12 protein-coding genes and 3 tRNA genes are annotated in these 13,824 nt (G+C 72.5%); 8 read left to right on the forward strand and 7 right to left on the reverse strand.

Annotated elements, in window-relative coordinates:
• Nucleotides 1–33: 33 nt before the first annotated feature.
• From UQW22_RS17700 to UQW22_RS17710, 3 genes are all read right to left on the reverse strand, one after another.
• Nucleotides 34–109, reverse strand: a tRNA-Lys gene (locus UQW22_RS17700).
• Nucleotides 110–156: 47 nt separating this feature from the next.
• Nucleotides 157–232, reverse strand: a tRNA-Lys gene (locus UQW22_RS17705).
• A gap of 120 nt (nt 233–352) precedes the next feature.
• On the reverse strand, nt 353–649 hold the full coding sequence (locus UQW22_RS17710) for a GroES family chaperonin (RefSeq protein WP_407320853.1): 297 nt from the start codon (nt 647–649) through the stop codon (nt 353–355).
• 198 nt (nt 650–847) lie between these two features.
• Between UQW22_RS17710 and UQW22_RS17715 the strand changes: the two genes are divergently transcribed.
• From UQW22_RS17715 to UQW22_RS17725, 3 genes are all read left to right on the forward strand, one after another.
• A complete protein-coding gene (locus UQW22_RS17715) occupies nt 848–1,324 on the forward strand; it encodes a peroxiredoxin (RefSeq protein ID WP_407318489.1) in 477 nt (158 codons plus the stop codon).
• Nucleotides 1,325–1,451: 127 nt separating this feature from the next.
• Nucleotides 1,452–1,534: transfer RNA gene (locus UQW22_RS17720), tRNA-Leu, on the forward strand.
• Nucleotides 1,535–1,695: 161 nt separating this feature from the next.
• Entirely contained in the window at nt 1,696–4,560 is a 2,865-nt protein-coding gene (locus UQW22_RS17725) for a glycosyl hydrolase (RefSeq protein WP_407318490.1), read from the forward strand.
• Nucleotides 4,561–4,647: 87 nt separating this feature from the next.
• Here UQW22_RS17725 and trxA read toward each other — a convergent pair whose 3' ends face one another.
• A complete protein-coding gene (gene trxA / locus UQW22_RS17730; protein WP_407318491.1) occupies nt 4,648–5,025 on the reverse strand; it encodes a thioredoxin in 378 nt (125 codons plus the stop codon).
• 158 nt (nt 5,026–5,183) lie between these two features.
• On the opposite strand from trxA, the gene UQW22_RS17735 reads away from it, so the two are divergent.
• Entirely contained in the window at nt 5,184–5,753 is a 570-nt protein-coding gene (locus UQW22_RS17735) for an NUDIX hydrolase family protein (protein WP_407318492.1), read from the forward strand.
• A 39-nt stretch (nt 5,754–5,792) separates the two neighbouring features.
• On the opposite strand, the gene UQW22_RS17740 is transcribed toward UQW22_RS17735, so the two are convergent.
• From UQW22_RS17740 to UQW22_RS17750, 3 genes are all read right to left on the reverse strand, one after another.
• Nucleotides 5,793–7,439, reverse strand: coding sequence for an ATP-binding cassette domain-containing protein (locus tag UQW22_RS17740; RefSeq protein WP_407318493.1), 1,647 nt, complete (start codon nt 7,437–7,439; stop codon nt 5,793–5,795).
• Between the two features lie 188 nt (nt 7,440–7,627).
• On the reverse strand, nt 7,628–9,298 hold the full coding sequence (locus UQW22_RS17745; protein WP_407318494.1) for a sodium:solute symporter family protein: 1,671 nt from the start codon (nt 9,296–9,298) through the stop codon (nt 7,628–7,630).
• Nucleotides 9,295–9,615 carry a DUF4212 domain-containing protein gene (locus UQW22_RS17750; protein WP_407318495.1) on the reverse strand — a complete coding sequence of 107 codons (321 nt, stop codon included), beginning with the start codon at nt 9,613–9,615 and terminating at the stop codon, nt 9,295–9,297. The genes UQW22_RS17745 and UQW22_RS17750 overlap by 4 nt, the downstream gene beginning before the upstream one ends.
• A gap of 266 nt (nt 9,616–9,881) precedes the next feature.
• Here UQW22_RS17750 and UQW22_RS17755 point away from each other — a divergent pair, with 266 nt between their 5' ends.
• The 4 genes from UQW22_RS17755 (at nt 9,882) to UQW22_RS17770 (ending at nt 13,818) form a co-directional block, all read left to right on the forward strand.
• Nucleotides 9,882–10,346, forward strand: coding sequence for a hypothetical protein (locus tag UQW22_RS17755; protein WP_407318496.1), 465 nt, complete (start codon nt 9,882–9,884; stop codon nt 10,344–10,346).
• A 73-nt stretch (nt 10,347–10,419) separates the two neighbouring features.
• Nucleotides 10,420–10,755 (forward strand): hypothetical protein, encoded by a 336-nt coding sequence (locus UQW22_RS17760; protein WP_407318497.1) that lies wholly within the window; start codon nt 10,420–10,422, stop codon nt 10,753–10,755.
• Nucleotides 10,752–12,482: a cation acetate symporter gene (locus UQW22_RS17765; RefSeq protein WP_407318499.1), complete on the forward strand. Its 1,731-nt coding sequence runs from the start codon at nt 10,752–10,754 to the stop codon at nt 12,480–12,482. The genes UQW22_RS17760 and UQW22_RS17765 overlap by 4 nt, the downstream gene beginning before the upstream one ends.
• Complete coding sequence (locus UQW22_RS17770) at nt 12,469–13,818, forward strand: sensor histidine kinase (protein ID WP_407318500.1); 1,350 nt, start codon at nt 12,469–12,471, stop codon at nt 13,816–13,818. Before UQW22_RS17765 ends, UQW22_RS17770 begins: the two co-directional genes overlap by 14 nt.
• Nucleotides 13,819–13,824: the final 6 nt, after the last annotated feature.

The raw sequence follows: 13,824 nt of genomic DNA on the forward strand, positions 1-13,824 counted from the left end.
AGAGGCCCCGTCGCTGCTGCGACGGGGCCTCGGTGGTGCGCCATCAGGGACTCGAACCCCGAACCCGCTGATTAAGAGTCAGCTGCTCTACCCATTGAGCTAATGGCGCGCGACGAAGCGCGGACGACGGCCGATCGACCGGCCGAACATCCTCGCTGGTGCGCCATCAGGGACTCGAACCCCGAACCCGCTGATTAAGAGTCAGCTGCTCTACCCATTGAGCTAATGGCGCGTAGCGGTGTGAAACATTACCAGGCCCGGACCTGGGACAGGAACCTCGATCCGCGTCCAGCGGCTGTGACCTGCACGACAGCCCGTCGTCGACGGCCCCCAGCCCGCGGAGCGGCAGGGCTCAGAGGTACAGGCCGGTGGTCCCGGCGTCGGCGGACCGCTCGGCCACGGCGTGCACGTCCCGCTCGCGCAGCAGCACGTAGTCGGTGCCGCCCAGGTCGACCTCTGCACGGTCCTCGGGGTCGTACAGCACCCGGTCGCCCACCGAGACCTGCCGCACGTGCTCGCCCTGGGCGACCACGGTCGCCCAGGTCAGCCGCTTGGGTCCGGTCGCCGTGGCGGGGATGACGAGCCCCGCCGACGACTGGCGCTCGGAACGATCCCTCTCCGGGTCCACGAGCACGCGGTCGTGGAGCATGCGGATGGGCAACGGCTCGACGCTCCGCCCGGGCGTGGTGCCGGCGGGGGACGTGGCGCTGGATGCTGCGGGACTCACGGGCACTACGCTACGCGAGCGGCGACCCCGAGCCGGCACCGGGCCGGCACCGAGCCGACGGCGAGACCGGTGGACGCTAGGCTCGGGCCCGTCCCGCACCACCTGCCCGAGGAGTGTCCCGTGCCCCGTCTCGCCGTCGGCGACCCCGCCCCCGACTTCACGCTGACCACCGCCGACGGCGGCAGCGTCTCGCTCTCCACGTTGCGCGCTCAGGCGGACCGCGGCGTCGTCGTCTACTTCTACCCGGCCGCCATGACACCGGGCTGCACCACCGAGGCGTGCGACTTCCGTGACTCGCTCGCTGCCCTGCAGGGCGCGGGCTACGCCGTCGTGGGCATCTCCCCCGACGCGCCCGCCAAGCTCGCCGAGTTCGTCGAGCGGGACGCCCTGACGTTCCCGCTCGCCTCGGACCCCGAGCGCGAGGTCCTCGAGGCGTACGGCGCCTGGGGCGAGAAGAAGAACTACGGCCGCACCGTCGTCGGCGTGATCCGCTCGACCGTGGTGGTCGGCCCCGACGGCACGGTGGAGCTCGCCCAGTACAACGTCAAGGCGACGGGACACGTGGCACGGCTGCGCAAGGCCCTCGGGCTCGACTGAGCCGGAGGTGCAGCGCAGGGTGAGGGCCGAGGCACGAGGCACTCGCCCGCAGCGGAACCGCAGGCCCGGACGACCCGAGATCCGAAGAATCCGGATGTGACGCCCCGGTCGTAGACTCGGGGCGCACGCGCGAGTGGCGAAATCAGGCAGACGCGCTGGGTTTAGGTCCCAGTGTCTTCGGACGTGCGGGTTCGAGTCCCGCCTCGCGCACCGGGAGCCAGCACGTCGGCACGATCCGAGGTTGCACGTGTCACCTTTTTCCGCCAAGGTGTTGGGATCGCTTCCACGCTCCTGATCGGGGCCGGCAAGGACGTCGGCCGCAGGGTCCGTTCGCGAGCGCCTGCCGGAGCGACCGACCCGCGAGGTGAACGATGACCCCCTCACCACCCGCGCGACACCGGCGGACCGCCCGTGTCGCAGCACTCGCCCTGATCGCCGGCGGCGCGGTCACAGCAGTGGCCCCGCCCGCCTCCGCCGACGTCGTGGACGTCGGCGAGGGCAGCTACACGACCGACCCGGTCGGCCCCACGCCCCAGGGGTGCGACGCCGTGGAGGCGGACCCGCGCGCCTTCGTCACCGACGACGCGCCCGACACCCCGCTGCCCACCAACGACTGGTGGACGTCGCTGGCGTACAAGGTGTTCGACTGCTCCTTCAGCGCACCCCTGCACGCGCACCCGGCCTCCTACCTGCCCTCGACCGGCGGTCTCGGCATCTCCTACACGACCGAGGCGGCCATCAGCGGCAGCGGCGCGGGGGTCAGCGAGTACCACTACCCGTACACCGAGGACCTCCGCGCAGGCGTCGTCGGGATGGACGCCCCGCACGTCGCCGTCGCCGACTGGACCGACTGGACCGTCACCCCGGTGTGGGACGACGGCGACCAGTCCCTGCGCGCGACCATCGGCCACGGCCTGCCGGTCGCCTGGTTCGAGGCGACCGGCGGCGACGCGCAGCTGACGTTCGCCGGCACCCCGGAGGTCTGGCTCGACGAGCCCGGTCGGCTCGGGGTGAGCGTCGGCGGTGCCGACTACCTCGCCGTGACCCCGGACGGCGTCCCGTGGTCCGTGAGCGGCACGTCCGCGACCGCGCCCACCGGCCGCTACGCCGTCGCCGTCCTGCCCGACGTCCCCGTGGCGGAGCGCGCCGCGCTGGTCGACGACTACACCGCCGCCGGCCGCACCCCGGTCACCGGCACACGCGCCGACTACACCTACGACGTCGACGACTCGGTGGTGCGCACCACCTACACCTTCGAGACGACGCCCTGGCCGGGAGCGCCCGACGGCGGCACGGTCGCCGCGCTGTACCCGCACCAGAGCGCCCACCTCACCGGGGCCTCCCCGAGCGGCCCCACCTACGTCTCGCCGCGCGGCGACATGGTGGTCCTGACGGACGCCACCGAGTTCACCACGACCACCCCCTACGGCGGGGTCCTGCCCGAGCTCCCGGCCGTGGCGACGTCGGCCGGCGCCGACCGCGCCACCCTGGAGGCCTACCTCGACGAGGTCGGCGACCCGCTCGACCAGCGCCAGGCGGACACCTACTGGACGGGCAAGGCCCTCGGCCGGGCGACCCGCATCGTGGAGATCGCCGACCAGCTCGGCCGGACCGACCAGCGCGACGAGGCGCTCGACGCCGTGCGCGACGTCCTCACCGACTGGTTCACCGCCACGCCGGGCAAGACCGAGCAGGTCTTCGGCTACGACGACCGCTGGGGAACCCTCATCGGCTACCCGGCCTCGTACGGGGCGGACACCGAGCTGAACGACCACCACTTCCACTACGGCTACTACGTCGCCGCGGCGGCCACCCTGGCCCGGTTCGACCCGCAGTGGGCCGCCGACTACGGGCCGATGGTGGACCTGCTCATCCGCGACGCGAACGGCTACGACCGTGACGAGACGCGGTTCCCGTACCTACGCGACTTCGACGTCTACGCCGGGCACGACTGGGCCTCCGGCCACGGGGCGTTCGCGGCCGGCAACAACCAGGAGTCCAGCTCGGAGGGCATGAACTTCGCCGGTGCGCTCGTCCAGTGGGGCGAGGCGACGGGCGACGACGAGGTCCGCGACGCCGGCGCCTACCTGTACGCGACGCAGGCGGCCGCGATCCAGCGCTACTGGTTCGACGTGGACGGTACCTCCTACCCCGACGAGTTCGAGCACCCCGTGGTCGGGATGGTCTGGGGCGACGGCGGCGCCTACTCCACGTGGTTCAGCGCCGAGCCGGAGATGATCCAGGGCATCAACACGCTGCCGATCACGGGGTCGCACCTGTACCTCGGGGACTCGCCGTCCACGGTGCGCGGCGCGTACGACCATCTCGAGGCCGTCAACGGCGGCCCGCCGACGGTGTGGCAGGACATCCTGTGGAGCTATCTGGCGCTCGGCGACGGGCAGCGGGCGCTGGACCTGCTGACGTCCTCGTCGTTCGAGCCGGAGGAGGGCGAGACACCCGCGCACACGTTCCACTGGGTGGCCAACCTGGCCTCCCTGGGCACGGTGGCCGACGACGTCGGCGCGGACCATGCGCTCGCGGCGGCGTTCGACGGCGACGAGGGGCGCACGTACGTGGCGGCCAACGTCACCGCGGTTGCCCTGACCGTGACGTTCTCCGACGGGACGGCCGTCGAGGTGCCCGCCGGCACGACGGTCGCGACGGGGGCGCACCAGTGGTCCGGCGGCGGTGCGCCGGGCGGCCCCGGCCCGGACCCCGACCCGACGCCGGACCCGGACCCCACGCCGGACCCCGAGCCCGGGGACTTCGAGCCGGTGCGGCACCTCGGGCAGGGCGGCACGCTCGACGCCGCCGCGGGCACCGACGGGCGCGTCGAGCTGGCCGGCGCCGGCGGCCAGAACCGTGACGGCACCCCGCACCAGCCGGCCGTCTTCGAGGCGACCGGGCTGACGGCGGCGCACACCGGGCAGGACACGGCGTTCTCGTTCGCCGTCGACGCCGGGACCGAGGTCGGGCTGGCCGTCCAGGCGCGTGTCACCTACGACCTGGACGGCGACGGCGACCCTGAACGGACCGAGACGTACGCGTACTTCGCGACGGACCCCGTGCCGGGCGACGAGACCTACACGGCCACCGGGCGGCTGACCTCGTCGCAGGGTGTGCTCGGTGATCTCGACGGCGGCACGGTGCGCGTCGAGCTGTGGAGCGTGCTCGGCAGCGGCAGTCCCACGGTCGCGACCGGAGCGGCGTCGTCGCTCAGCCTCCCGTTCTCCTGAATCAGGTCCTCGGGCCCCTGCAGGAGGCACGACGGCCGCCGCCGGACCCGAGGTCCGGCGGCGGCCGCTGCGTCGTGCGGGAAGGGCTCAGCCCTGCTGCTCGCCGTTGGACGCGGCGGCGATCTGGGATCGCACCTCGTCCATGTCGAGGCCCTTGACGGCGTCGACGACCTGCTTGAGCTGCGGGGCGGGCAGCGCACCCGCCTGGTTGAAGACGAGCACGCCCTCGCGGAACGCCATGAGCGTCGGGATCGCGGTCACCCCGGCGGCCGAGGCGATCTGCTGCTGGGCCTCGGTGTCGATCTTGGCGTGCACGACGTCGGTGTTCTGCTCGCTCGACGCCTCGAACACGGGCGCGAACTGGCGGCAGGGGCCGCACCAGGAGGCCCAGAAGTCGACCAGCACGATGTCGTTGTCCTTGATCGCCTGCTCGAACGTGGTGTCGGTGAGCTCGACGGTAGCCATGCGTAGTCCTCTCGTGGGGGTTGCCTCTTGGGCACAGCGCCCGCACGCGCCCAGGTATTCCACCGCTCGTCGCGACCGCGGGCCGAGCGTGTCCCACGTCACCGCGACCGGGGCACCAGCGCAGGCCGCGACAGCCGTCGGGCTGGTAGAAACGAAGGGTGACCGACACCGCCGAGTTCCCACCGGACGACGAGAACGAGCACCCCACCGGGCAGGCCGGATGGCTGACACCCGAGGAGATCGCCGCCGTCCGGGCCCAGCTGCCGCTGGTGTACGTCGACGCCGTACCCGTGCGGGTCGACGAGTCCGGCGACGTCGTCTCCGTCGGCCTGCTGCTGCGTGCCACCCCGCTCGGCAGCATGACCCGTGCGCTCGTCACCGGCCGGGTGCTCTACCACGAGCGCGTGCGCGACGCGCTGCTGCGCCACATCGAGAAGGACCTCGGCCCCGTCGCCCTGCCTCAGGTCCCGACGTCGCCGCAGCCGTTCACGGTCGCCGAGTACTTCCCCACCCCGGGCATCACGCCGTTCCACGACCCTCGTCAGCACGCGATCTCGCTGGCCTATGTCGTGCCCGTCAACGGCGACTGCCGGCCCCAGCAGAACGCCCTCGACCTCGCCTGGCTCACGCCGGAGGAGGCGTGCAGCGACACCGTGCAGGCGGAGATGGTCAACGGCCAGGGCACGCTCGTGCGCCAGGCGATGGCCCACGTCGGACGCCTCGACTGACCCCGCCGCGAGGTAGCGCACGGTCCGTCGAGGTAGCGCTCACCCCAGCTCGAGGACCGGCCAGTCGGACAGGTCGACCCGCATCCGGCGGTCGTGGGTGGCGACGACGACGGCCGCCGAAGTCCGCTCGAACGCGATCGTCAGCGCGTCCACGAGGTCCACGGACAGGTGGTTGGTGGGCTCGTCCAGCACCAGCAGGTGCGGTGCGTGCAGCAGCGCGAGCGCGATGTCGAACCGTCGCCGCTGCCCCACGCTCAGCTCGCGCAGGGGTCGCTCGAGCTCGTCCTCGGTGAGCAGGCCCAGCGCCGCCACGGGGACCAGGTGGTCGGGATCGAGCTCGCCGCGGTCCAGCAGGGCGAGCGCCTCGGCCGCGTACGCGTCGAGACCGGACTCCGACGAGCGCTGGGCGTCGGCGTTGCCGTCGGGCACCCTGCCCTCCTGTCCGACGACACCGATCCGCACGCCGTCGCGGGACGTCCTCGTGCCACGGGCCAGCGGCAGCGTCCCTGCGAACGCCCCGAGCAGCGTCGACTTGCCGGTGCCGTTGGGTCCGACGACGAGCAGCCGGCCCGACGGCGGGACGGCCAGCCGTGTGCCGGGCAGGTCGAGCCGCACCCCGCCGTCGGGCGCCTCGACGCGCGGCGACCGCAGGTCGACGAGGGGCTCGGCGGGGTCCCAGCCGACGGACAGTGCGGGCAGGTCCGGGAAGGCGAGCTCCAGCGGTGGGGGCGGGACGTCGACCGCCTCGGCCTTCAGCTTCTCGACGAGACGGTCGGCGGCCTTGACGTGGATGCGGGCGCGCGTCCCCCGGCGGTGCTTCTGGGAACCTTTGGGCGGGCGCCACTCGTCCGAGAGGCCCTCGTAGGACCGGTCGAGCCGGTACGCGAGCTCGGCGGCGCGCTGCTGCTCGGTGCGGTAGCGCTGCTTCCACCGCTGCAGCGCCTGGTTCTTCGCGAACCGGTAGGACAGGTACCCCGGCTGCCCGTAGAGCACCGGGACGCCGTCCATCGACGGGTCGAGGTCGTAGACGGCGGTGACGACGTCGTCGATCAGCTCGCGGTCGTGGGTGACGAGCACGACGCCGCCGTGCCACCCGACCACCGTCTCGGTCAGGAACTCCAGGCCGGAGTCGTCGAGGTGGTTGGTGGGTTCGTCGAGGAGGAGCAGGTCGGCGCGCTCGGCCAGGCGGCAGGCGAGCCGCACGCGGTACCGCTGCCCGACGGACAGTGTCGCGAGGCGCCGGTCACGGTCGCGGACCGCGCCGAGCCGCGTCAGTGCCTCGTCGACGCGGCGGTCGGCGTCCCACGCGGCGAGGTGCTCCACCCGGGCCAGGAGGTCACCGAGCTCGCGCAGGTCACCGGCGTCGTGGTCGAAGGCTGCCGCGGCGGCCTCCAGGTCGGCCGCGAGGCGGCGCAGGTCCGCCAGGGTGGCGTCGACCAGGTCGCCGACCGTCAGCCCGGACGGCACGGTGAGCTCCTGCTCCACGAGCGCCACCGAACCGCTGCGGCGCACCTCGCCGGCCGACGGCACGAGGTCGCCCGCGAGGAGGTGCAGGAGGGTCGACTTGCCCGAGCCGTTCTCCCCGACGACGCCGAGCCGCACGCCGTCGGACACCCGCAGGTCGACGCCCGCCAGGACGGGCCGGCCGGGGTAGCCGAACGAGAGGTCGGAGGCGACGAGATGCACCGGACCACCCTACGTACCCCGCGCCCGCTCCTCTGCCGCACGCCCTCTTCTCGCCTGCCCGCTCCGACCGCGGGAAGGACAGAAGGACGGGGCTCCCTGCTCCGCGCGGTCGTCAGACCGGAAGCGGAGGGCGCGCAGCGCCCGTGAGCGCGACCGCGCGGAGCAGGGAGCCCCGTCCGTACCCAGGACTACTCGTCAGCGGTCACCTGCTTCCGCGCCGCCGGGTAGCGGATCCCCTCCACCATCTCCTGGACGTGCTCCGAAGGTGGCGCCGTGAGCTTCGACACCACCACGGTGACGATGATGTTCACCAGCGCACCGATGGCACCGATGCCCTCCGGGGAGATGCCGAGGACGTGCTCGTGCGCGGACGTCCCGAACACGTCGAGCGTGTAGATCATGTACGACGCCGTGAACACCAGGCCGGAGATCATGCCGGAGGCCGCACCGATCGCGTTGGCGCGCTTCCAGAAGATCCCCAGCACCAGGATCGGGAAGAAGGTGGAGGCCGCCAGCCCGAACGCGAACGCGACCACCTGAGCCACGTACGCCGGCGGGTTGATGCCACCGTAGATGGCGACCACCACGGCGAGCCCCATGGCGATGCGGCCCACGAGCAGGCGCCGCGACTCCGAGGCCTCCTTCTTGACGACCCGGAAGTACAGGTCGTGCGAGACCGAGGACGAGATGACCAGCAGCAGGCCGGCCGCCGTCGACATCGCCGCCGCGAGACCGCCCGCCGCGACCAGCCCGACGATCGGCGCGGGCAGACCCGCGATCTCCGGGGTGGCCAGCACGAGGATGTCGTTGTTGACGATGAGGTCGGCACCCGACTCGGGGTCGTTGCTGAGCGAGGTGATCGTCGACGCGCTGTCCGAGACGGTGACCAGTCCGGTCGCGGCCCAGTTGTTCACCCACGCCGGCAGCGAGGCGACGGCCACGCCGTCGACCGACTGCATGAGGTTCAGCTTGGTGAACGCCCCGACCGCCGGAGCGGTCGTGTAGAGCAGGCCGATGAAGAACAGCGCCCAGAACGCGGAGAACCGCGCCCCGCGCACCGACTTGGTCGTGTAGAACCGGATGATGACGTGCGGGAGCCCGGCCGTGCCGATCATCAGCGACATCGTCACGAGGAACACGTCCAGCTGCGGCCGCGCGGCGAACGCCTCGGTGTACTGGGCGAGACCGAACTTCTCGCTCAGCGCGTCGAGCTCGGCCAGGATCTGCCCGAACGTCACCTGCGGCACGGGGAAGCCCGTCATCTTCTGCGCGATGGTCCACGCCGGGATGAGGTAGGCGACGATCATCACCGTGTACTGGGCCACCTGGGTCCAGGTGATGCCCTTCATCCCGCCGAGGACGGCGTAGAGGAAGATGATCGCCGCGGCGACGGCGACGCCGCCCTCGATGGACAGGTTGAGGAAGCGGCTGAAGACGATGCCGCCCCCGCGCATCTGCCCGACCACGTAGGTGAACGACACGATGATCGCGGCGACCGCGGCGATGAGCCGCACGTACTCGGAGTACCGGTCCCCGACGAACTCGGGGACGGTGAACTTGCCCCACTTGCGCAGGTAGGGGGCGAGCAGCAGCGCGAGGAGCACGTAGCCGCCGGTCCATCCCATGAGGTACACGGAGCCGTCCGACCCCATGAAGGCGATGAGCCCGGCCATGGAGATGAACGAGGCCGCGGACATCCAGTCCGCCGCCACGGCCGCGCCGTTGGCCACGGCGGGGATGCCCTGGCCGGCCACGTAGAACCCCTTGGTCTCCTTCACCCGGCTGCGCCAGGCGATGGTCAGGTAGACAGCGAAGGACAGTCCCACGAAGACGAGGGACCACACCTGGATCTCGCTCACAGCCGGTTCCCCTCTCCGTCACGCTCGGCGACGCCGTACTCGTCGTCGAGCCGGTCCATGCGCAGCGTGTACACCAGGATCAGGATGATGAAGGTGTAGATCGATCCCTGCTGCGCGAACCACAGACCCAGCGGGAAGCCGAGGATCACGATGGTGTTCAGCTGCTCGATCAGCAGGATCCCGCAGACGAACGACACCACGAACCAGATGCTGAGCAGCACCACCATCAGCCGGAGGTTCTTCTTCCAGTACTCCTGCCGCCAGCCGTTGACCGGTGGCCCTGGATCTGACGAGCTCTCGTGCACGCTGTCCGTCATCGGACGCTCCCTTCGTCGCGAACTCCCGGGCACCGTCGCCCGGCATACGTCCCACCGGGTGAGCGAATCGCACCGTTCATGATGGTCACAAGGCCTGGTCTCCCGACGGCGCGGACGGTCCCGCGAACGGCGGCGGGAGACCTGCGACCGGCACGACGACGCGGCCCGACCGCTCGCGCCGCCTGATCGACCGCTCGCCGGACGAACCGCACCGCTCACCGACCGGCGGGGTCGAGAGAAGGTGCAGCGCGCCTAGAGTCGGGCCCATGGCCTCGACGACGAGCACGCCCCTCGGCAACCTGCTCCGCGCGGGCGGCCGAGCCGGAAAGCCGCGCAAGCAGATCCTGCACCCCGGCAGCGTCGGCCTGCTGGTCGGCGCCCTGGCCGTCATCGTCGGGAGCATGCTGCCGTGGGTCCTCACGCCCCTCGGGAACATCAACGGTCTGGCGGGCCCCGGCCAGCTCACCCTGTGCGGCGGGTTCATCGCCGTGGCGGGCGCCCTGATCCCCCGCCGCTGGGTCGCCGTGTCGCACAGCTTCCTCGCCGGCGGCGGTGTCGCCTTCGTGGCCGGCTGGCAGCTCCTGCGGCTCGTCCAGGTCAGCGAGGCGACCGACGCCTGGGGACAGGCGATGCCGGGCATCGGGCTCGTCATGGTCCTCGGCGGCGCCGTCATCCTCCTCACCACCGGCGTCCGCCTCGTCCGGACGCCCGCGGTCGCGCCGCCGTCGTGAACCGCGTCTCGCCGGGCGCACGACACGGGCCGGCACTGTTGCTGGGAACCTGCGCTCCGTAAGGTGCTCGTTCATGGACGACGACGTCGACGCTCGGCACACTCCCGCAGAGGTGGACGCCACCTTCCGCACGCTGCGCCGCGTGGCCGTCGGCTACTTCGTCGTCTTCCTCCTCGCCGTGGCCGCCTTCCCCGTGCTCACGCTGACCCTGGACTGGTGGTCCGAGGCCCGGCTCGCGGGCGGCATGAGCCCCGGGTTCCTCGTCGCCGCGTTCGGCCTCTACGTCTTCTTCGCCGCGCTGGGCGTCGCCGTCGCCCGGCTCTCGTCCGCCGTGGAGCACCGCATGCTGGGCGACGCCCGCGACGACCCGGCGGACGTCGGGCTCGACGGGACCGGTGAGGCGCCGTGACCACCTCCAGCGCCCTGACCCTGGCGGTCGTGCTGGCCGCGCTGACGGTCGTCGCCGTCGTGATGCGTCCGCGCGGGGCGTCGACCGTCGACTTCTACCTGGCCGGTCAGCGGGTCGGGGTGGCGACGAACGCCTGGGCCATCTGCGGCGACTACTTCTCTGCGGCGTCGTTCCTCGGGGTCGCCGCGGCCGTCTACGCCACCGGGCTGGACGGCGCCTGGTACGCGGTCGGCTTCGCCGCCGGTTTCATCCCGGTGCTGCTGTTCGTCGCAGCACCGCTGCGTCGGTTCGGGGAGTTCTCCATCCCGGACTTCCTCGGACGTCGCCTCGGCTCGGAGCGGGTGCGTCTGGTCGCCGTGGGCGTGGTCCAGCTCGTCATCCTGTCCTACCTCGTGCCGCAGACCGTGGGCTCCGGGATCACCTGGGAGCTGCTCGTGGGGTCGGGCGTCCTCGGGCTGTCCCCCTACGCGACCGGGATCCTCGTCTCGACGGCCGTCGTCACGGGGCTGGTCGCGTTCGGTGGCATGCGGGGGACCACCTGGACGCAGGCGGTGCAGTTCCTGCTCCTGCTCGGCGCACTAATCTGGCTGGCCGCGACGGTCGTGGGCGCGGGCTTCCACTACGGCGACGCGGTCGCGGACCTGTCGAGCACCCCGCTGGAGAACCCCGCCACCGACGGGGGCCTCGCCTCCGAGGAGAACGCCCTGCACCCCGACGAGCCCGCCGTGTTCGGCCAGCCCGGCGCCCGCTACGGCGGCCTGGGCCAGTTCGCGCTCATCATCACCCTCGCGATGGGCACCGCGGGGTTGCCGCACGTCATGAACCGCTACTTCACGTCGCCGACCGGCGCCGCCGCCCGCACCACCACGGTGTGGGTGCTCTGCCTGGCCGGCGTCTTCTACTCGCTGGCCGTCATGCTCGGCACGGCGGCACGGGAGATCGTCCCGAGCGCGGTCGCCGACCACCCCTGGCTCGCGGAGCTCACCGTCGACGGCGTGCTGCAGGTCCCCGAGCACGCCCTGCCCGTGCTCGGCCGCATCTACGGCGGCGACACCGGGCTCGGCGTGATCGCCGCCGGCGCCCTCATCGCGGTGATGTCCACCATCGCCGGGCTGCTGCTCGCCGCGGCGGCCTCCTGGGGGCACGACGTCTACGAGCGGCACATCAACCCGCGCGCCACCCAGCGGCAGGCGGTCCTGGCCGGCCGGGTCACCACCCTGGCCACCGCCTGCGCCGCGGCGGGCCTCGGCCTGGTCATGCGGCCGGAGTCGTTCACCGCGGCCACCCCGTCCATCGTGGCGACCATGGTCACCTGGGCGTTCGCGATCGCCGGCTCCGCGCTGACGCCGGTCTTCCTGCTGGCGATCTGGTGGCCCCGCACGACGGCGGCAGGAGCCGTCGCCGGCATGGCCACCGGCATGGTGGTCGCCGTGAGCATGTTCACCGCCGGGCTGTTCGCCGCGGGCGGCCTCCTGCGTGAGGCGCTGGTGACACCCACGCTCGTGGCGGCCCCGCTGGCGGCCGCCGTCACGGTGCTCGTCTCCCGCCGGACCGTCCCGCCGCCGGACGTCGAGAGGTCCTGGCTGGTCATGCACGGCACCGCCGCCGACCGGCACGCCGAACGTCTCGCCCGCCTCGTGCTGGCGGAGAACAGGCGACGCCGCGCCGCGGCACGGGGACCGCGCACCACGCGCTGGGCACGGGGAGCACGCCGTGCGCGGGGGTAGCCGGCTGCTCGCCGGTGTCCTCGCGGCGGCCTGGGCGGTGGTCTACCTCGCCACGCAGGTCCTCGTCGACCCTCCGCTCGGCGTGCTGCCGACCTTGGCGGCCGGCCTCGTGGTGAGCACCGTCGTCGTCCTCGGCTACCCCTCCGCGCTGCGGGGGCCACGGGGCGGGCCACGCGGTGGAGCACGGGGCACCGCCGCGGCCTCCCGCCGGTCGTGGCGGCCGTCCCGCCCGCGCGACCCCCGGGGCGTGCGCGACGGGCTGACGATCGCGGCCGCCGGTCGGTCGATGCCGCTGCGCAACGGGCTCACGGCGGACGCCGCCCGGCGCACGGCCCAGCTCATCAAGCCGTTGCTCGGCGGCGACGCCGTGGCGATCACCGACACGGAGCAGGTGCTCGCCTTCGTCGGGCCGGGTGCCGACCACCACCACGTGGGCGGCACCCTGCAGACCCGCGTGTCCCGGCTGGCGCTCGACAAGAAGCGCACCGTCGTCATGCACGCCCGCGACGGGATCGGCTGCCCGGAGCCCGACTGCCCGCTGCGCACCGCCGTCGTCGCCCCGCTCGCCGTAGCCGACAGGGTCGTGGGCACGCTGAAGGTCTACCGCGTCCACGACGAGCCGGCGCCGCGCGTGCTCGTCGACGACATGGCCTCGATGCTGTCGCTGCACCTGGAGCTCGCGGAGATGGACCGCGAGCGCCACCTGGCCTCCGACGCCAAGCTCGACGCGCTGCGGGCCCAGATCAACCCGCACTTCCTGTTCAACATCCTCAACACGATCGCCTCCAAGTCGCGCACGGACCCCGACGAGTCGCGCCAGCTCCTGCTGCGCCTGAGCGACTTCTTCCGGTACGCGGTGCGCCAGGACGGCCACTTCGCCGAGTTCAGCCAGGAGTACTTCTTCGTGCGGACGTACGTGTCGCTGGAGCAGGCGCGGTTCGGCGACCGCTTGCGCGTGCGCTACGACCTCGACCCGCAGGTGCTGACCTCGCGGGTGCCGGTGCTGGTCATCCAGCCGATCGTGGAGAACGCCGTCAAGCACGGCATCGCGGACTCCGTGACCGGGGGGACGGTGCAGCTGCGCGCCCGGGTGGACCCGTTGACGCGGACCACGTCGATCCGCGTCAGCGACGACGGCGCCGGCATGGCACCGGAGGTCCTGGACCGTCTGCTCGCGGGCAAGCGTCCGGGGACCGCCGGTCCCCGGCACTCCGGCGTCGGCCTGTGGAACATCTCTCAGCGCCTCGACTCCTTGTTCGGCGACCGGTACTCGTTCGACGTCGCGTCCACCCCGGGCAAGGGGACCACCGTGGACCTCCAGATCCCGCTAAGGTGACGCGCG

Source organism: Isoptericola halotolerans (genome assembly GCF_045689585.1).
Taxonomy (GTDB): domain Bacteria; phylum Actinomycetota; class Actinomycetes; order Actinomycetales; family Cellulomonadaceae; genus Isoptericola; species Isoptericola halotolerans_B.

Bases quoted from the DNA above. Each gene is read 5' to 3' on its own strand.
- UQW22_RS17710 (WP_407320853.1), bottom strand. From the start codon at position 649: ATGCTCCACGACCGCGTGCTCGTGGACCCGGAGAGGGATCGTTCCGAG.
- UQW22_RS17750 (WP_407318495.1), bottom strand. From the start codon at position 9,615: ATGACGGACAGCGTGCACGAGAGCTCGTCAGATCCAGGGCCACCGGTC.
- UQW22_RS17725 (WP_407318490.1), top strand. From the start codon at position 1,696: ATGACCCCCTCACCACCCGCGCGACACCGGCGGACCGCCCGTGTCGCA.
- UQW22_RS17760 (WP_407318497.1), top strand. From the start codon at position 10,420: ATGGACGACGACGTCGACGCTCGGCACACTCCCGCAGAGGTGGACGCC.
- trxA (WP_407318491.1), bottom strand. From the start codon at position 5,025: ATGGCTACCGTCGAGCTCACCGACACCACGTTCGAGCAGGCGATCAAG.
- UQW22_RS17755 (WP_407318496.1), top strand. From the start codon at position 9,882: ATGGCCTCGACGACGAGCACGCCCCTCGGCAACCTGCTCCGCGCGGGC.